15 protein-coding genes are annotated in these 18,998 nt (G+C 67.6%); 1 reads left to right on the forward strand and 14 read right to left on the reverse strand.

Annotated elements, in window-relative coordinates; genetic code table 11:
* Nucleotides 1-101: 101 nt before the first annotated feature.
* From VGJ96_13090 to VGJ96_13155, 14 genes are all read right to left on the reverse strand, one after another.
* A complete protein-coding gene (locus tag VGJ96_13090) occupies nucleotides 102-2,123 on the reverse strand; it encodes a S9 family peptidase (protein ID HEY3288046.1) in 2,022 nt (673 codons plus the stop codon).
* A gap of 278 nt (nucleotides 2,124-2,401) precedes the next feature.
* A complete protein-coding gene (locus tag VGJ96_13095; GenBank protein ID HEY3288047.1) occupies nucleotides 2,402-2,755 on the reverse strand; it encodes a hypothetical protein in 354 nt (117 codons plus the stop codon).
* A 50-nt stretch (nucleotides 2,756-2,805) separates the two neighbouring features.
* Nucleotides 2,806-3,798 carry an FAD:protein FMN transferase gene (locus tag VGJ96_13100; GenBank protein HEY3288048.1) on the reverse strand — a complete coding sequence of 331 codons (993 nt, stop codon included), beginning with the start codon at nucleotides 3,796-3,798 and terminating at the stop codon, nucleotides 2,806-2,808.
* On the reverse strand, nucleotides 3,791-3,934 hold the full coding sequence (locus VGJ96_13105; protein ID HEY3288049.1) for a hypothetical protein: 144 nt from the start codon (nucleotides 3,932-3,934) through the stop codon (nucleotides 3,791-3,793). The genes VGJ96_13100 and VGJ96_13105 overlap by 8 nt, the downstream gene beginning before the upstream one ends.
* On the reverse strand, nucleotides 3,934-4,512 hold the full coding sequence (locus VGJ96_13110; GenBank protein ID HEY3288050.1) for an Rnf-Nqr domain containing protein: 579 nt from the start codon (nucleotides 4,510-4,512) through the stop codon (nucleotides 3,934-3,936). The genes VGJ96_13105 and VGJ96_13110 overlap by 1 nt, the downstream gene beginning before the upstream one ends.
* Nucleotides 4,509-5,195: an electron transport complex subunit E gene (locus tag VGJ96_13115; GenBank protein ID HEY3288051.1), complete on the reverse strand. Its 687-nt coding sequence runs from the start codon at nucleotides 5,193-5,195 to the stop codon at nucleotides 4,509-4,511. The genes VGJ96_13110 and VGJ96_13115 overlap by 4 nt, the downstream gene beginning before the upstream one ends.
* On the reverse strand, nucleotides 5,192-5,866 hold the full coding sequence (locus VGJ96_13120; protein ID HEY3288052.1) for an RnfABCDGE type electron transport complex subunit G: 675 nt from the start codon (nucleotides 5,864-5,866) through the stop codon (nucleotides 5,192-5,194). The genes VGJ96_13115 and VGJ96_13120 overlap by 4 nt, the downstream gene beginning before the upstream one ends.
* Nucleotides 5,863-6,867 carry an RnfABCDGE type electron transport complex subunit D gene (locus VGJ96_13125; GenBank protein ID HEY3288053.1) on the reverse strand — a complete coding sequence of 335 codons (1,005 nt, stop codon included), beginning with the start codon at nucleotides 6,865-6,867 and terminating at the stop codon, nucleotides 5,863-5,865. Before VGJ96_13125 ends, VGJ96_13120 begins: the two co-directional genes overlap by 4 nt.
* A complete protein-coding gene (rsxC, locus tag VGJ96_13130; GenBank protein HEY3288054.1) occupies nucleotides 6,864-8,192 on the reverse strand; it encodes an electron transport complex subunit RsxC in 1,329 nt (442 codons plus the stop codon). The genes VGJ96_13125 and rsxC overlap by 4 nt, the downstream gene beginning before the upstream one ends.
* Complete coding sequence (locus tag VGJ96_13135) at nucleotides 8,192-13,222, reverse strand: 2-oxoacid:acceptor oxidoreductase family protein (GenBank protein ID HEY3288055.1); 5,031 nt, start codon at nucleotides 13,220-13,222, stop codon at nucleotides 8,192-8,194. The genes rsxC and VGJ96_13135 overlap by 1 nt, the downstream gene beginning before the upstream one ends.
* Nucleotides 13,219-14,061 (reverse strand): (Fe-S)-binding protein, encoded by an 843-nt coding sequence (locus VGJ96_13140; protein ID HEY3288056.1) that lies wholly within the window; start codon nucleotides 14,059-14,061, stop codon nucleotides 13,219-13,221. The genes VGJ96_13135 and VGJ96_13140 overlap by 4 nt, the downstream gene beginning before the upstream one ends.
* Nucleotides 14,062-14,074: 13 nt before the next feature.
* Entirely contained in the window at nucleotides 14,075-15,082 is a 1,008-nt protein-coding gene (locus VGJ96_13145) for a hypothetical protein (protein HEY3288057.1), read from the reverse strand.
* Complete coding sequence (locus tag VGJ96_13150; GenBank protein HEY3288058.1) at nucleotides 15,072-16,025, reverse strand: thiamine pyrophosphate-dependent enzyme; 954 nt, start codon at nucleotides 16,023-16,025, stop codon at nucleotides 15,072-15,074. Before VGJ96_13150 ends, VGJ96_13145 begins: the two co-directional genes overlap by 11 nt.
* Complete coding sequence (locus tag VGJ96_13155; GenBank protein HEY3288059.1) at nucleotides 16,022-17,908, reverse strand: 2-oxoacid:acceptor oxidoreductase subunit alpha; 1,887 nt, start codon at nucleotides 17,906-17,908, stop codon at nucleotides 16,022-16,024. The genes VGJ96_13150 and VGJ96_13155 overlap by 4 nt, the downstream gene beginning before the upstream one ends.
* A 315-nt stretch (nucleotides 17,909-18,223) precedes the next feature.
* Between VGJ96_13155 and VGJ96_13160 the strand changes: the two genes are divergently transcribed.
* Nucleotides 18,224-18,751: a hypothetical protein gene (locus VGJ96_13160; GenBank protein HEY3288060.1), complete on the forward strand. Its 528-nt coding sequence runs from the start codon at nucleotides 18,224-18,226 to the stop codon at nucleotides 18,749-18,751.
* The last annotated feature ends 247 nt before the right edge of the window (nucleotides 18,752-18,998 follow it).

An 18,998-nucleotide genomic window follows, 5' to 3' on the forward strand; every position in this document is an offset into this window, starting at 1 on the left:
TGGGTGGCGCGCGGTCGTTACCCCAGGTGTAGCAGTCCTCCGTGGCCCTCCGCTATTCCTCCGTGCCTCCGTGGTGAAAGAAACCAGAGTGCCACACCGAACTACTGCGTCACCGCCGGCCCGTACTTGTCGAACCACGCCCGCAGGTACGCCTGCGTGCGCAGGAAATTCGACGGGGTGGACGACGTGCCGTGCCATTCATTGTTGAAGCGCACCATCGCGGTGGGCACGCCGCGGAAACGCAGCGCCTCGTAGTACTCCTCGGTCTGCGGCATCGGCGTGCGCAGGTCGAGGACGCCCGTCATCAGCATCGTCGGCGTCTTCACGTTGCCGACGTACATGATGGGCGAGCGGCGCAGGTGTTCGCTCGGATCCTCCCAGAACGGCTTCTCGAAGTTGCGGTACCAGCTCGGCCCGTCGGTCACGCCGACAAAGCTCATCCAGTTGATCACCGGGCAGTTGGACGATGCCGCCGCGAAGCGGTTGGTGTGCCCCACCGTCCACGCCGTCAGCACGCCGCCGCCCGAGCAGCCGTAGACGAACAGCCGCTTGCCGTCGATGTAGCCGCGGCCGAGCACGGTGTCCACGCCGGCCATCAGGTCGTCGAAGTCCTTGTCCGGGTACGCGTTCTTGATGGCGTTGCCGAACGCCGAGCCGTAGCCCGTGGAGCCGCGCGGGTTCACGTAGAGCGTGACGAAGCCGTTCGCGGCGTGTTCCTGGAAGGCGAAGTTGAACCCGACGTTGTACATCGAGTGCGGGCCGCCGTGGATGCTGAGCATCAGCGGATACTTCCGCGCCGGGTCGAAGGCGGGCGGCTTCACGATCCATCCCTGGATGCGCAGCCCGTCCCTGGACTTGTACCAGACTTCCTCCACCGCGCCCAACTGCTTGCCGTCGAGCACATCGGCATTGACCGCCGTCAGCTGCGTGAGCGTGGCCGGCGTCTTCACCGAGAACTTCACCACGTCGTTGGGTAGCTGCGGCGCGGTCCGCACGCCCACCGCGACGCCATTGCGGATATCCGACACCGTCACGAGCTGCTGCCCGGTGGTCAGCTGCCTGATCTGCCCGGTGAGCGTCGTCGCGTAGAGGTGACGGCTTCCCTCGTTCTCTGCCGTGAAGTAGATGGTCGCGCCATCCTCCGACCAGATCAGCTGGGACGGCGACCGGTCGAACGTCGCGTTCAAGGCGTGCGGGTTGCTGCCGTCGGCATCCATCACATACAGCAGCGCGTCCTTCCACGTCGCGTCGGTGGAGTCGAAGCCGACATACGCGATCTTCTTGCCGTCCGGCGAGGGCGACGGCGACCCATCGGGCCCCTTGCGATGCGTCAGTTCACGGATGGCGCTGCTCTTGAGGTCGGCCGCGTAGATCTCCGAATCGCGCCAGATGTGCTCGGCGTTCGGCACCCGCTTGCCGGTGAAGAGCAGCGTCGCGTTGTCGAGCCAGACCGCGGCGCCGTGGTTCCACTCGCCATTCGTGACCTGCCGCGGCGTGCCGCCGCCGGCGTCGATCACGAAGACGTGATTCCAGAAATCGTCGACGAAGCCCACGCGGTCCTGCCGGTAGTCGAGGCGCGTCACCACCTTGGGCGCCTCGGTCCACTTCGCGCCCTTGGGAGGCGCGGGAAGATTGACCTTCGCGAAGAGGTCCTCGCGCCGTGCGGGGACGTTCATCGAGAACGAGAGGCGCGTCCCGTCGGGCGACCACTCAAGGTTCGAGGGGGACTCGGTGAGGTGCGAGATCTGCGTGACCGCCCCCTCGGCATCCATATACCGAACGAAGATCTGCGAGCCGGTGGGTTCTCCCTTGGCCACGTAGGCGATGCGCGTGCCGTCGGGGCTCCACTTGGCGCCGCTCCCGCTGACGAGCGCGCGCGGCTGCGAGCCATCCGCCTTCATCATCCAGACCGACGACTCCCATTTGTCGTTGGTCTTGTCGATCCAGCGGCGGGTGAAGATGATGCGCGCGCCGTCGGGCGAGAGCTCGGGCGACTGCACGTCTTCCCAGTCGAGGTAGTCCTGCAGCTGCAGCGTGGTGGGGCGTCCCTGGCCAGCCGCGTTGGCGGCGAGCGAGGCGACGAGGGCGAGCGCTATGGCTCCGGTGCGAACGAGGGGCCTCACGGCAATCTCCGGAAGGTGGGTCGACCGAGAAACTACTGGCCGCCGCTGGGTTCCGTCAGTTGGGCAGGGTTTCTTGCGCCACGCTGGACTTCTTCACCACGGAGGCACGGAGGACGACCTGAGGGCCACGGAGAAACTGCTACAACTGGGGGTAACGACAGCGCGGCACGCAGGACTGTGCGTGGCGCGCGCTGTTACCCTAGGAGTTGCAGTTCTCCGTGGCCCTCAAGCAGTTCTCCGTGCCTCCGTGGTGAAGAAGCCCAGAGTGCCACGCCGAACTACATCGGCTCGACGTGCTCCGCCTGCCACTTGGCGGCCGTGCCGCAGACGGTGCACGAGGCCTTGCCCTTGCCGTACAGCACGAACTCGGCCTCGATGCCGCACGACGGGCACGTGGCCTTTACGGTGCGCATGCCATCGGTGGACTCGCCGCTATGAATCAGGCGCGACACCATGGCCTGCGGCTCGGCCGCCCCCAGCGGGCAGAGGCCGCCCGAGCAGTGCTCGCCGATCTCCAGGCAGATCAACTCGTCGTCGTGCACCGTCGCCTGATGCTCTCCCAGCGGCGCCTCCGAGATCATCACCTTCACCTGCCGGTCGCACGCGCTGCAATACAGTTGATGGCTCTTCATACCACACACTCCTCGTGGGTGACGCCGGCGGTCGCCGGCCGGGGAGAAACTCAGGCGACGGTGATAACGTCGGCGCCGGCAATCTGCGACTTCGCGAACGACAACGCCTGTTGCTGCGGGAAGCCGAACACCGACACCGCGCACGGCTCGGCGTCCACGCAACGGTCGGCCAGCACCGTCACGCTGCGCACGCGCGTCTCGCGCGGCGAGGCGGTGGCCGGATCCATCAGGTGATGATACCGCTTGCCGCGATAGCGGAAGAAGCGCTCGTAGTCGCCCGACGTCGCCACGGCGCGGTCGGAGACCTCGAATTCCCGCACGACGCTGCGCAGGTCGTCCGGCGACTTGATGCCGACGCGCCAGGCGCCGCCCTCGGGCGACTCACCCAGGGCATACAGGTCGCCGCCGAGGTTGACGATGGCATGCTGGATGCCGCGATCGCGCAACGCCTGCACGGCGCGGTCGATCGAGTATCCCTTGCCGATGCCGCCCAGGTCGAGGTGCAGATCGCGGTCGCCGAAACGCAGCGCGCCCTTCCCCGAACCGACCGACAGGTCCACATGCCGCCAGAACGAACGATTGGCGAGGCGCGCCACCTGCTCCGCCGGCGGCGGCTCGTGGCGGTTGGTCACGTCCCACAGCTCCGAGGCGGCGCCGAGGCCGGCATCGAAGCGGCCGTTGCTGGCCGACGACCAGCGCAGCGCCGTCCGCACTAGCTGCGCCGTCTCGGCGCTGACGGCCACGCCGTCGCGCGCGGCGCCAGCGTTGGCGCGCCCGATGTCGGAGGCAGGGTTGAAGCGCGACATCGTCGCGTCCACCCAGCGCAGTTCGGCAAGGGCGGCCTCGAGGGCCTCCTGCGCCACCGCCTCTTTGCGGTGCACGACCGTGAGTTCGGCGATGGTGCCCATCACCGGCACGGTGCGGCGCGCCACCGCCACGTGGCGGCGCAGCGCCAGGGGGAGTGCCGCCAGCGCAAAGGCGCCGGTGCCGATGGCAAGGAATTCGCGGCGGCCGAACGGCCGCGGCAGGGACTGGTCAGTCATGGTGGGCATGCCTCTCTTGTCGGGCACAAGCGTTGGAGCAACCATTGCAGTGGCCGGCGCATCCGTAGTTGCGCACCAGGCCGTAAAGGGCAAACAGCACCGCGGCGATCACGATTCCCAGGATGGACTTGAGCATCAGCCGCTCCCCATGCCCGCAAAGCCCATGAAGGCCATCGACATGCACGAGGCGATGATGAGCACGAGCCCCATCTTCTTGGCCATCGCCGGCACATCGGCCACGTCCAGGCGCTCGCGAATGGAAGCCATCAGCGTCAGCGCGAGCGTCAGCCCGAGCCCGCCGCCGATGGCATACGTGATGCCCTCGAGCAGGTTGTAGCCGCGCGTGGTCTGCGTGAGCGCGAGGTAGAGAATCGCGCAGTTGGTGGTGATCAGCGGCAGGTAGATGCCGAGTTCACGGAAGAGCACCGGCAGGAACTTCTTGATCGCCATCTCGACGATCTGCACCAGCGACGCGATCACCACGATGAAGGCGATCGTGCGCAGGTACGGCGTGGCGGCCAGCACCCACGTGTTGAGGATCCAGACGGCCACCGCGGTCATCACGAGCACGAACGTGTTGGCCGCGCCCAGGCGCCAGCCGGTGTCCATCTTGGTCGTCACGCCGAAGAAGGAGCAGAGCCCCAGGAACATCGCCAGCGTGAAGTTGTTGATCAGCAGCGTCGAGAAGAAGATCCAGGCAAGATTGGAGATCATGCGGCCGCTCCCGCGAGCTGCGCCTTCTTGCGCTCGCTCCACCACCCCATCGTGAGGAACATGAGACCCATCGTCAGGAAGCCGCCCGGGGGCATGATCATGAAGACCCAGGGCTCGTAGTGGGGTCCGAAGACCGAATAGCCGAGGAACGTCCCGGCGCCCAGCACCTCGCGCACGACGCACATGATCGTCAGCGCCATCGTGAATCCGAATCCCTGCCCGAACGCGTCGGCAAGGGCGCGCGACGGTTTCACCTTGCCGGCGAACGCCTCGGCGCGGCCGAGGATGATGCAGTTCACGACGATCAGCGGAACGAACGGGCCAAGGGTGCGCGACAGCAGCGGCGAGTAGGCCTGCATCACCAGGTCGGCGATCGTCACGAAGGTCGCGATGATCAGGATGTAGGTGGCGAGGCGCACTTCGGTGGGAATGATCTTGCGCAGCAGCGAGATGAAGAGCGACGAGAAGACCAGCACGAAGAGCGTCGCCGCCCCCATGCCCAGGCCGTTCTTCACCTGGTTGCTGATGGCCATCGTCGGGCAGAGCCCGAGCATCTGGATCATCACCGGGTTGTCGTCGGCGATGCCGCGCCAGAAGTCCGACCACAACGGCTGCGGCGGCGGCGCGCCCGGAACGATCGGTTCCGGAGCCTGCTCGACGGTTTCGACTTCGACGGCGGTCACTTGCCTCCCTCCTTCTCATAGGCGTCGAACCGCGGCTTCCACGTTCCAACGGCCTTGTTGATCACCTTGATCACCGCCTTCGACGTGATGGTCGCGCCGGTGATGGTCTGCACCGTGCTGGGGTCCGTCGTCGGGTTCTTGTCGCCCTTGAGCGGGTTGGCCAGCTTGCCGGTGAAGCGGTTCTGGAACGCGGTGTCCCGCTCGATCTTGTCGCCCAGGCCCGGCGTTTCCGACTGCGCCAGCACCTTGAAGCCGGTCAGCGCGCTGGTGGACGGGTTGAAGCCCACCATCAGGCGCACGTCGTTGGCGAATCCGGGCGAGGCGTCTTCCACCGCGACCCCGATCCGATCGCCCCGGTCATTGAAGCCGATGAAGACCTTCTCGGCGTCGAGCAGGTCCACCCCCGCCGGCGGCGTGCGGGTCAGCTTGCCCCCCACGAGGTACAGCGTGTCGAGCTTCGCGGGAGATCCCAGCACTTCCTTGACGGCCAGCTCCACCTTCTCGCCGGCGAACTTGCGGATGGGCGGGAGGGTCTTCTGGTACGTGAAAGCCAGGATGCCGCCGCCCAGCGCGCCGAAGAAGGCGAGCGTGATCAGCAGACGCGCCGTCGAGCTTCCCTCGGTCTCCACCGCGGCGACCGGTGTGCCGTGCGAATGTTCGTGGCCGCTCATGACTTGGCCTCCTTCAGCTTCATGGTGCCGAAGACACGCGGCTGCGTGACGCGATTGATGAGCGGCGTGAACGCGTTCATGATGAGGATCGCGTACATCACGCCCTCGGGCAGGCCGCCGTAGACGCGGATGATCACGACGATCGCGCCGGTGCAGGCCCCGAAGAGCCAGCGTCCCTGATTGGTGGTCGGCACGGTCACCATGTCGGTCGCCATGTACACGGCGCCGAGCATCAGGCCGCCGGAGAAGACGTGGAACAGGCCGTCCGCCGCCTTCGCCGGGTTGATCCAGTGCAGGATCTGCCCGAGCACCAGCACGGTGAGAATGATGGAGACCGGCGACCGCCAGTTGAGGTAGCCCTTCCACGCGAGATACGCGCCACAGAGCACGATCACCACCGCCGACGTCTCACCCACCGATCCGCCCGTCGTGCCGAGCACGAGATCCACGAGCGAGGTCAGCTTCTGCTCGAACTTGAAGAGGCCGAGCGGCGTGGCCGACGTCACGATGCTGCTCACCGGGTGCATGAACGGCAGCGCGAACAGGTCGCCCTTCAGCGCGAAGAAGTTGCCGCCGGGGGTCGGCCAGGTGGTGATGGCCACCGGGAACGCCGTCTGCAGGAAGGCGCGGCCGATGAGCGCGGGATTGAACCCGTTCTGCCCCAGCCCGCCCCAGATGGCCTTGCCGAATGCGATGCCGAAGAAGCCGCCGAGCGCCGCCATCCACATCGGGATGCCGGGCGGGAGCGAGAGACCGAGCAGGAGGCCGGTGATCATCGCCGAGCCGTCGCGCAGCGAGCCCTTACGCCCGAGCCAGCGCTCCGTGAGCAGCGCGCCCATCGTGGACGCGAGGACCACGAGGATCGAGCTGATGCCGAAGAAGAACGCGGAGGCGAGGATGACGGGGATGAGGCTGGCCGCCACCGTCCACATGATGCGCGGCGTCGTATCCCGGTCCTTGAGATGCGGCGACGCGGCGACAATCAGGTTGGGAGCGTTCATGCGGCCCCCGCCGTTTGAATGCGGCGCAGCGCCGCCTTGCTGGCCTGGAAGAGTTGCGACAGCGGAATGTTGGACGGGCAGACGTACGAACACGACCCGCACAGCATGCAGTCGGACAGGTGGTTGGCGGCCATCTCGTCATAGCGCTTCACGCGCGCGAGATCGCCGAGCCACGAGGGATTCAGGAAGACCGGGCACGCCTCGAGGCAGCGCCCGCAATGGATGCAGGGATAGACCTTCTCGCCGCGCACCTCGTCGGCGGTCAGCACCACGACGCCCGTCGTCCCCTTGATGACCGGGGCCTCGAGGTTGGCGAGCGACTGCCCCATCATCGGCCCGCCGATGATCACCTCGGCCGCGTTGGGCGTGACGCCGTCGCAGTAGGCAAGCAGGTCCTTCATCTTGGTCCCGACCGGCACGATCAGGTTGGCCGGCCGCTTGAGGCCGTGCCCCGTGACCGTCACGATGCGCTCGAGCAGCGGCAGGCCGGTGTCGAAGACCTCGGCGATGGCCGCGAGCGATCCGACGTTCTGTACCACCACGCCCACCGTGACCGGGAGCTTGCCCGACGGCACCTCCACGCCCGTGACGGCGTGAATGAGCATCTTCTCGGCCCCCTGCGGATACTTCACCGTCATCGGCAGGATGGTGATGTCCAGGTCCTTGGGCTTGGCGCGCTCGAGGGCCTCGATGGCATCGGGCTTGTTGCGCTCGACGCCGATCACGGCCTTCGTCACGCCCAGCGTATGCATCATCACGCGGCAGCCGAAGTGCACCCGGTCGGGGAACTCCACCATCGTGCGATGGTCCGACGTGAGGTACGGCTCGCATTCCGCGCCGTTGATGATGAGCGTGTGGACCGTGTAGTCCTTGGGCGGCGCGAGCTTGACGTGCGTCGGGAAGGCGGCGCCGCCGAGTCCCACGACGCCCGCGTCCTGCACCGCCTTCACCACCTGCTGGACCGTCAGCCCTTCCCAGCGCGGCACCATGCGCGGGCGCGCCGCCTGCAGCGCGTACTTGTCGACCTTGATGTGGACGGCCTGCGCGTAGCTGCCGTCCGGATGCGGCCACAGGTCGATGGCGGACACCGTGCCCGCCGCCGACGCGTGGATGGGCACCGACATATAGCCATCGGCGTGACCCACCGGGTCGCCGCGCTCGACGTAGTCACCCACCTTCACGCACAGCGTGGCCGGCTTGCCGGCATGCTGGCGCAACGGGAGGATGATCTCGTCGGGGTACGGCATGCGGCGGATGGGGAGCCCACTGGTGAGCTCCTTCTCCTCCGGCGGGTGGACGCCGTGCTTGAACCCGAAGAAAGCCATCAGTTGAACCTCGCGGCGCGCTTCACCCACTTCTCCAGGTCCTTCTCCTTCGGATTGACCGGCGTCCCGGGGTGGATGATCGAGACCGGGCAGCGCTCCGCAGCGAGCACGAGCTGCTGGAAGGTGCCGGCGTTGACGTCCTTGATCTCGGCCTGCTTCGCGGCGTTGTAGGCGAACATCTTCTTGTTCAGGTTGGTGCATTCATTGCAGCTCGTGCACCGCGCCGAATCGATGTAGGCCTCGAGCGCCAGCGAGTCGTCCTCTTCCGCCGGCGCGGCGGCCGGCGCCACCGCCGGCGCCTCGGCCACGGCCGTCGCGGTGGCCGTGGCCACCGCAGCCGGGGCTTCCGCCACCGCCACCGGGGCGGCAGCCGCCGGCGCCGAGGCCCCGTTGCCACCCGACGGTTCGACCGCGGGGAGCGTGGAGAGCAGCTCGTTGAGCGCCGTGCTCCCGCCGTGCCGCATGAGCCCTTCGGCCAGGCGGCGGGCGATCTGCTGCGGAAGCTCCTTGTTGATCTTCGCGATCCGGGCCTCGTAGTCGGCCTTGAGCGCGCTCATCTTCACTTCGAACTCGGCGGCGATCTCGTCCGACACCGTGTTGCGCGCCGCCTCAGAGACCTCGATGCCGGCCAACTGGCGCAGCTGCGACCAGTGCTGCAGGCGCTCGAGCGCCAGCAATGCCATCTCCGGCGAGACCTTCAACCGGCGCAGGTTGCGCTTCTTATTGACGGTGTAGATGAACGCCGTCTTCGTCGCGCGTTCCTCGACCGGCAGCTTGATGTACTGGTCGAACGGCACCGCGTACTCGTACAGGTCCTTCGGCAGCTCCGAGAAATGCTGCTTGAAGCGCGCCTCGGTGGCCGCCCAGTCGGCGACGGTGAGCGGGACCTCGAGGATCTGATCCTTGCCCTCGTCGTCGAGGTACCGGATCTCGTACGTCGGCCAGTCGGACTCGGGCGACGGATTGCCCTCGAGGGACAGGCAGTCGCTGAACGAGTTGCCGGCGTCCGGATCGTACGTGAGGAACGGGAAGGCGCGGCTCTCGAGGGCGAAGCGGGCCGCTTCCTGCGACCAGTCGTCCGCGAGGCCGTGCTCCACCGGGCACGGCGTGTAGATGTTGAACAGCGCCGGGCGCCGCTTGTGCAGCCCCTTCAGCACACCCGAGATCAGGTGCGACGCGGCGGCCTGCGACGACTGGTGCACGAACGTGCTGCGGTGGGCGATGGCAATCAGGCCGACTTCCTTGCGGACCTCGGTCTTGCCGTGCTGCGCCTTGCCGAAGCCGGACATGTCGGCCACCTGCCCCGTGTAGCCCGAGGTGCAGGCCTGGCCGCCCGTGTTCGAGTAGACCTGCGTATCGAGAATGACGACGCGCACCGGCTTGCCCGAGGCGAGCAGGCGCGAGAGGTTCTGGAAGCCGATGTCGAGCATCGCCCCGTCGCCGCCCATCGAGATGATCGGCGGGCAGAGGAAGAACTCGTCGTCCGTGAACTGCTGCCAGTTGAAGGCCTTGAACGACGCCTCATCGGCCACGTGATCGTACGTGCCGTCGGCCAGCTTCTCCGCGCGGCGCACGGCGATGAACCCGTCGGCCATCTTGCGCATGTGGGCCTCGAAGAGGCCGACGGCGACGGACGGCGAGTCCTGGAACAGGTGGTTCACCCACGGGAACGGATACGGATTGTACGGATAGGTCGACGCCCACACCGACGAGCAGCCGGTGGAGTTCGACATGCCGACCATCGCGCGTCCCTTGCCGCTCGGACCTTCGGTGTAGCGCCAGCGCAGGTCCTTGAGGTCGGCGATCGCCTTGTTGATCAGCTCGAGCTGGTGGCGGTGCGCCGGGTCGAGCTTCACCGGCTCGCCCTTGCCGCTGGCGGCCGCGCCCAGGTCGGCGGTGGAGCCGACGATGCTGCGCGCCTTCTCCTCGAGCGCCTCGATGAGCTCGCTCAGGTGCTTCACCTGCTTGGCGACCTTCGGCGTCATCGACGCGAAGATGGCCGACAGGATCAGGTGCACCGCGGTCTTCTCGCCGCAGCCCATGCAGGCGCCGTCGCCGCCCACCATCGCGCGGTACGTCGTCTTCTTGAGCAGCAGCGACGAGAGCACGCCAATCCCTTCATCCACGTCACTGACGTTGATGAAGCGGTCGTCGGTGTCCGGGAGCTTATTCCACATCTCCCAGTTGGAGCGAAGCTTCGTGAGCGACGGCTCGTCCTGCTTGATGGTCTGGAGCGCGCCGTCCGGGCAGACCTCGACGCAGAGGTTGCACCCCTTGCACGTCTCGGGATTGATGGTGACCGAGAGCAGGCCGCCCGTTCCCTTGGCCTTCAGTTCCAGCGCGTCGAAGAACGGCTTGGTGCGCGCGAGCGGGAAGGCGGCGAGGCGCGCCTGCACGGCGTGGAACTCCACGTCGGTGGCGGCGCGGCGCTCGGCATCCCATCCCATCTTGTTCGCGACATTCTCGTACGCCTTGGCGAAGGCGTCCGACACCTTCAGCGTGGCGTCCTTCTGCAGGAGCTTCTGCGCTTCCTTGGCCCAGTTCTTCACCACCGGGCGGATGCGCTCCATGCGCACGCCGTTGGTGGCCACGTCGACCGCGGCGGCAAGCACGTCCTCGAAGCTGTTCACGAGGCCCGGGATGGCCGAGTCGGGGCACTGCGTCCAGCACTGCGCGCAGCCCGTGCACTTCTCCGGCAGGAACTCCGGCACCTCCAGGCGCACGCCGCTCATGTCGCGCACGGCGCCGGTGGCGGCCGGGATCGCGGAGATGGCCGCGAACGGATCGGCAATGCCGTCCTGCCCGATCTTGCAGATGGCGCAGACCTGCTCCCAGAAGCGTCCTTCATGGCCGATGCCCATCTGCTGGTTCTCGGCCTCCATCAGCACCGGCATGTGCGGCACGGCGCCCTTCTCTTCCGAGAAGTCGCCGGCGACCGGCGTGACTTCCTTCACTTCGTCGTAGCCGCGGCGGATGACGCGGACGTTGTCCTCGACGACCCGCGCGCCCTTGCTGCCGAACTTCTTCTGCAGCTGCTTCCCGATGCCCTTGAACAACGCCTCTTCGGTGGTGTTCTCGCGCTGCAGCAGCGGCGAGGTGCGGAAGAAGGCGCCCATGAAGGCCGCGCCCTGCATGCGGTAGCGCAGCTCGGCATCCGACGCTTCGCTCATCGCGATGGCGAAGGCATCGAGGCAGTAGATCTTGATCTTGCGGTCGATGATCGTGCGGCGCGCCGTCGCCGGCAGCGTCTGCCAGAACGCTTCGGGCGTCAGGTCGGTCTGGATGACGAAGACGCCGCCCGGGGCGAGCCCGGCGAGCGGATCGCTGTGGCGGAAGACGTTCGGGTCGGGCGACAGCACGACGTCCACGTGCTTCAGTTCGCAGTTCAGCCGGATGGGCTCGTGCGCCATCACGGCGTAGAACGTCGTCGGCTGGCCCTTCTTCTCCGACCCGTACTTCGGGTTCGCCTTGATGTGCATGTCGAAGAGCTCGAACGCGGTCATCGACAGGTTCTTGCCCATCGTGATCGCGCCCCAGCCGCCCACGGAGTGGATGCGCAGCGCGGTGGAGCCCTTCGGCAGGAGGTTCAGGTTCTCGGCCGGCGGGAGCGTCAGCTCCGCGAGGTGCGGATACTTGTCCGTCAGCGTTTCCTGCCAGATCTGGAGCTTGGGCAGCTTGGTGCCTTCACGAATGAAGTCGATGCCCAGGTAGACCTGGCGGCGGCCCGCGCCGCCCGGCAGGATGTTGTTCACCGCGGCGACGATGTCGCCCGGCTGGAGGTCGCGGCTGCCGAGCCCGAAGCAGGCCGAGAAGAAGTCCGGCACCTGCTCGGGACGGAGCGCGTGCAGTCCGGCGTGCACGCCGGCCGTGCGGCCGTTCTCGATGCCCTTGGCCATCGCGGCGCGCAGTTCGCGTAGCATCGGCGGATCGACGGCAAGCGGCTGGTCGGTGCGCTCCATCACCATGACCGCCTTCTTGCCGGCGAGCATCCTGGTGATGAGGTCGGCCGGGAACGGGCGGAACATCGTCAGGTTGAGCACGCCAACCTTGAGCCCCTTCGTCTCGCGCAGGTAGTCCACCACGGCTTCGGCGTTGCTCACCACCGAGCCCTGGCCGGCGATCACATACTCGGCGTCGTCGAGCTTGTAGCCCGTGACGCGCGCGTACTTGCGGCCGGTGAGCTTGGCGAACTCGGCGAAGGCCTGGTCGGAGAGCGCGGCGATGTGATCGAAGTAGAACGGGCGCTGGGCGGCGACGCCCTGCGCGTAGCTGTCCTGGTTCTGCACGACGCCCAGCATCGCCGGGTAGTCGAGGTCGAACATCTCCGGAATGCGGCGGCGCTTGTCGCCGAACACCATCTTCTGCGCCGGCGTCGGGCTGTCGATCATGTCCGCCGGATCGCCTAGGTATTCCTTGACGAGGTCGCGCTCCGGAAGCTGGATGGACTCGACGACGTGGCTGGTGAGGAAGCCGTCCTGGGCGATGATGCCCGGATTGAGCGAGAGCTCGGCGATCCGGTGCGCCACCAGGTTCAGGTCGGCCGACTCCTGCACGTCCTTGGCGAAGAGCTGGAAGAAGCCCGTGTCGTCCACGGCGTGATAGTCGTCGTGCCCCGCGTGCACGTTCAGCGCGTGCTTGGTGATGGCGCGCGCCGCGACGTTGAGCACGTAGGTGAGGCGCTTGCCGACGGCGGCGTAGAGCGACTCGTGCATATAGGCGATGCCCTGCCCGCTCGAGAAGTTCGTCGAGCGCAGGCCGGCCATGCTCATCCCGGCGGTCACCGCCGCGGCGGCATGCTCGCCCTCGGGCTCGAAGAACAGGAGCCGGCGGCCGTTGACGTTCTCCTTGCCCTCGGCCACGGCCTGCGCCCAGCCCTCACCCATCTGGGTGGACGGCGTGATCGGGTACGCGCCCGCGGCCTCGGAGCCGGCGGTCTCGACCGCCACCACCGCAAACGACCCGTCCAGCGCCTGGCGGACGCCCGGGAACTTGACTGCCTTGCCGGCATCGCCGGCCTTCGTCGCACTCATGCTGCCTCCGCACTGCTAGTGGCCGGGACACGCGCAAACTGCGCGCCTTCCAGCCAGAGGATCGCACCGGTCGGGCAGCGCTCCACAGCGCCTTCGTCGGCCTCGGCGATCTTGTTGTAGTCGATGACGGCCACGCCGCTCGCCACGCTGATGAGCCCGGGCGCGGCGTCCAGCGCACACTTGCCACACGTCGTGCAGGCCACCTGGCACTGTTCGAGCACCACGTCGCCATTCACGAGGTTCTTGCACTGCACCAGCAGCTTGTGATCGAGCCGCTGGAGGACGAACAGCTGCTTGGGACAGGCCACCACGCAGTCGTTGCACGCGGTGCACTTCTCCACGTCCACGACGGGGAGCCCGACGTCGTTCATCGTGATCGCGCCAAAGGTGCAGGCGCGCTCGCAGTCGGCGAGTCCGAGGCAGCCCCAAGCGCAGCCCTTGCCGCCGCCGGCCACCGCCGCCGCCGCCTCGCACGTGGCGAGACCGCGATATTCGGCGCGCTGCACGGCCACGTCGCAGCCGCCGGCGCACTGCAGGCGGGCGACGCGCTTGATGGCCTCGCCCGCGTCGACGCCGAGGAAGTGCGCGATCTCCGCCACGCGATCGGCGTTGGAGACGGTGCACTTGGCCGGCTGGATCTCGCCGACCACGGCCTTCTCCGCGAAGGCGCGGCAGCCCGGCAGGCCGCACGCGCCGCAGTTCGCGGAGGGAAGCATCGAGGCCACGACGTCAATGCGCGGGTCTTCCCACACCTTGAGCTTCTTGTTCGCGGCCGCGATGAAGATGGCGAACACCAGTCCGGTGCCGCCGAGAATCAGGATTGCCTGGAGGATGATCATCGCGTCTCCGGCCTCACGCCGTGCCCTTGAGACCCGACGTGTCGAGCAGCCACGAGGCGATGCGATCCACCGCCTGGTCGGCCCCGATCGCCGGCGCCCCCTTGGCGCCCGGCGTGGCCGGCACCGCGAACGGCGTGCGGGCCAGGTCGGCGAGCATCTTCACGTCCTGCTCCATCTGCCAGGCGCTGAAGCCGCCGACGGCCTTGAACGGTCCGGCCGGAAGCGACGGCACCGTGAGGCGCTGCCACGGTTCCTTGCCGGCGTTGGGATCGTGCATGAACGTCGCGGCCCCCTCGGGGAGGAACGCGGCGATGGCCGGCCCTTCGAAGCCGGCGAGGCGATCGAGCCCCGTGCCGTCCACGGTCTGCAGGACGAACGTCCCCGGCGTGATGCAGCGCACCAGCGCGGCGGGCGGCGCATTGTCCTTGACGACGAGGACGAGCTTCTCGCGACCGTCGGCGAAGTCCAGCAGCGCGCCCGCGTGCAGGTCGGCGCCGCTGACTTCAACCACGAGCGGCGGCGCGAACCGGCGCTCGGCGTTGTTCCACGCGCGGAACTCGGTGGGGTCGAGCAGCTTGTCGTGCTCGGCGGCCTTGTAGCGCCCGCCGCGCACCAGCTCGGTGATGATGATGGCGCCGAAGGCCTGCCCGACGGCGGCCAGCGCGGTGTCGATGGTGGCACCGAGCTTGCGCCCGTCGGTCACTTCGGCATGGCAGGCGGCTTCGCCCTTGGCGGCGACGTCGCGCAGGATCTTCACGGCCTTGGTGAGCGTGGCGAGCGAGGCCTTGTCGGCCTTCGCCACCGCCGGGAACATTGCGGCGAACTTGGCCGCGTCGACGTGCCCCACGGCAAAGAGGCCCAACTCGGTGGCGGCGCGCGCCGCCTGCGTGGCGGCGTCGGCGTTCTGCGCCGCGATGAAGGCGTCGGCCTGCGCCAGCGCGCCCTGCACGGCGGCGCGGAATTCGGCGATCGGCTGCTGCAGCGCAGCGAGCGCCTGGGCAACGCGCGGATCAGACGGCATAGCGGGCGAACTCCTTTTCGAGCAGCGCGACGCGCTCCGCCGGCGTGCGCGGGGCAACGCGGCGCGTCTCTTCGTAGCGCGGCTTGGACGGGTCTTTGTAGAAGACGCCGAGGATGAGCTTGTCGGTCTGCTCGGCGAGGTGGCGCGCGGCCGCGAGGTCGCGCGGATCGTGGTGGATCTGCGACTTGTAGATCTTGTCCAGGTCCGGCGTGACCACGCCGTCATCGTGCACCAGCATCTGGATGCGCTCGGGATCCTGCACCGCCTTCTGGAAGATGGACGGCGTGTAGACCGGACAGCGCTGCAGGATGCGCACGAAGCTGAAGCCCTTGTGCTTGTAGGCGGCGCGCAGCGTCGCGTACAGGTGTGACGGCGCCCACTCGGCCGTCTGCGCCACGAACGAGGCGTTCGTGATGCCCAGCGAGGCCTCGATGGGATTGAGCGGCGGGAGAATCGAGCCGTACGGCTGCGTGTTGCTCTTGAAGCCCTGCGGCGTGGTGGGCGACGTCTGCATCTTGGTCAGGCCGTAGATGCCGTTGTCGAGCATCATCGCGGTCATGTCCACGTTGTAGCGCATCGCATGCACCCAGTGACCGGCGCCGATCGACGTGCAGTCGCCGTCGCCCATCGTCACGAAGACGGTCAGTTCCGGGCGGTGGAGCTTGATGCCCGTCGCCACCGGCAGCGCGCGGCCGTGCAGGCCGTGGAAGCCGTAGGTCTTCATGTAGTGCGGGAGGCGGCTCGAGCAACCGATGCCCGAGACCATCATCGTCTGCTCGGGGACCAGTTGCTCGGCGGCGAGCAGGCGCTGCACCGCGGTGAGCACCGAGTGGTCGCCGCAGCCGGGGCACCAGCGCGCGCGGGCGCCCTCGTACTCCGTCATCTCGTAGTGGTGGTCCTCATGCTGGTCGAGGACAGGGAGCAATCCACAGGTGTAACTCACGCGGCACCTCCACGCGGCAGGCGGCCGCGAATGGCTTCGACAATCGACATCGGGCGAAGCGGTTCGCCCGGCACGCGGCCCCAGCAATCCACGTCCACGAGGGTCGCGTTGCGCAGCAGGATGCTCAGCTGGCCGCGCCGGCGGTTCTCCTCGGTCACGTACGGGTCGCCCATCTCGTCGGAATAGTTGATCTCGACGGTCATCACCTTCTTGAACTTCTTGAAGACGTCCTTCAGGCCCGGCTCGAGGGGCGAGAGGAAGCGCAGGTGCAGCGCCGAGACCTTCAGGCCTTCCTTGCGCGCGCGGTCCACTGCTTCCTCGATGGCGCCCTTGGTGCTCCCCCAGCCGACGACGAGCAGGTCACCCTTCTCCTCGCCGTAGACCTTGGGCGTCTGCATCAGGCTCTGCAGCACGGCCAGCTTGCGGCTGCGCATCGCCGACGAGTGCTGATGGATGTCGGAGCTGTAGGCGACCTTCGAGCGATCGTCATGCGAGAGGCCGGTGAGCGTGAACATGCCGCCCGGGCGCCCCGGAATGATGCGCTCGCTGAGCCCCGTTTCCTTGTTCCAGTCGTAGGCCTTCTGCCCCTCCTTCACCGGGGCCAGGTCGAGCGGCGCGGCCTGCCACTTCTCGTCCAGCGCGGGCTTGGGCCACGGCGCGACACCCGTCGCCAGGTTGGCGTCGGTCATCACCATCACCAGCGTGCGGAACGTCTCGGCGAGACGCCGCGCGGTGATCATGATGTGGAAACACTCTTCAATGGTTGCGGGCGCCATCACGATGTGCGGCGCGTCGCCCGTCTGGCCGAAGATGGCGGCCAGCAGGTCCGACTGCTCCACCTTGGTCGGCAGGCCCGTGCTGGGACCGCCGCGCTGGACATTCACGAGCACCAGCGGCGTCTCGGTCATCACGGCCAGGCCGAGGAACTCGGTCTTCAGCGCCATGCCCGGGCCGGAGGTGATGGTGAAGGCCACCTTGCCCGCGTACGAGGCGCCGATCGCGACGCCCGCGGCGGCGATTTCGTCCTCCGCCTGGTGCACGATGCCGCCGAACTTCTCGAACACCTCCGAGAGGTAGTGCGAGACCGAGGTCGCCGGCGTGATCGGGTACATCGCGCACAGCTCCATCCCCGAGGCGATGGCGCCCATGCCGATGGCCTCGTTGCCGTTCATCACGACGAGCGCCTTCTCCGACGGATGCGTCGGGATCTCGACGCGGAAGTCGATGTTGTCCTCGGCCCAGTGATAGCCCAGCTCGAGGAGGGCGACGTTGGAGGTGTAGACCTCCTCGCTCTTCTTGCGGAAGGCGTGGGCGATCTGCGCCTTGATGAGCTCCATGTCGCGCCCGTAGACGCGGGCCAGCAGGCCCAGGGCGAACATGTTCTTGCCCTTGCGCGGGTTGTCCACGATGGTGAGGCACTGGTCGTCCATGGCCACCGGGATGATCCGGTAGTGCTTGGACGACAGTTCCTTCATCGCGGCGTCCCACTGGGCGACGATGTCGGCGTCCTCGCTGCGCGCCCACTTGTCCTCGATCAGGAGGACGGCGTCGTCAGCGAGGGCATCCACGCGATGGCGGGCGAGCAGGACCTGCTCGTTGAAGGCGATCACCAGGTTGGTGCGGTCGCCCCAGTTGGTGACGGCATGTTCGCCTACGCGGATGCGGTTGCCGCTGGCGCCTTCGGGGACGCGCGGCGGCGGCTGGATCTCGGCCGGAATGAGTTCGACGGTCCAGACCCCGTTGCCCATCTTGGCGGAAACGGCGCCGAAGATCTGTCCGCACTTCTGGGCGCCTTCACCCGAGTCGGAGACGATTTCGACGGTATGCTCGGAAACGCGCAGGACCTTCGGCGGCGCGGGAGCGGCGGTGGCAGAGGCTGACATGATCGCGCGGGCACCTCATGGGGGATGGCGACGGCGTGCGCGGTCACGACGGAGCAAAGGCTGTGGCGTGCACGCCGGGCTCGTATCACTTGTGAACCGAGGCAAGTGTCGGGCAAATCACGCCATCGGGCGCATACGGATACCAACCTCGGCGAATTCAAATTCCCATAGTGGTGGGGGCTCCGTCTGTCGGGCAGCGGTGGGTGATTTCCTAAAGGATTACCCTACCTGTACGAGGGTATTTGGATGGTAGAATTCCCGTCATCCGAGTTACGGGTGATTGCGTTGAGAGTGGTTCGCAAAGAGACTTCGGACATGCGAAACGTGCTGCTCATCGTCGGACTGGTGATGGCGGGTGTTGCCGGCGCTCAGGCGCCGGGCGCGCCGGCGGCGGGCGCTCCTCCGCCGACAGGCGCTCAGACGCCGGCCGGACCGCCGCTCGCGAGCTACGTGTCCATCAGCGTGAACGGCGGCAAGCTGCCGTCCACCGACCAGGTGACCGACTCGCACGGGACGCGGTTCCTGGTGGAGTTCGACGAACTCGTGCTGTCGCTGCGCACGCGCAACGAGTTCCGCGCATCGTTGCGGTACCGGCAGTCGCTCGCCGAGAAGGGAGCGACGATGCAGCGGGAGCCGATCCAGTCGATGACGGTGTACGGCCGGTACGTCGTGACCGGCAACGCGTTGCGGTTCATCCCGGACCCGAAGCGGGGTGGCAAGGAGATCGAGATTCTCGACGGGACGTTCGCGGGGGCGCGCATTGACGTGCCGTTCTGGTACCGCAACGGCCAGGTGTCGCGGAAGGCGCAGGTGGTGCTGCGGCGGGACCCAAGTCGGTTCTGATCGCACGGGTAGGGGGCACGGGGCCTGCCACGCGCGACTGGGGCAGCGCTCGCGGCTGGGAGTATCCTCACGAAATTCTCGGGCCCTCCACGCGCACTGCGCGGGGAGGGCCCTCGAGTATTCGTTCGGACACTCCCAGCCGTTCGCGCTGCGTGTGCGACGCACGAGGGACCGGCCGTTCGCGCCGCCCTTCCCTTCCGCGCGTCGGGCCGCGGGCACCGGTGCCTGCCGCGCGCCCCCCGCCGTT

The organism is Gemmatimonadaceae bacterium (assembly GCA_036504815.1).
In the GTDB taxonomy this organism is placed as follows: domain Bacteria; phylum Gemmatimonadota; class Gemmatimonadetes; order Gemmatimonadales; family Gemmatimonadaceae; genus PNKL01.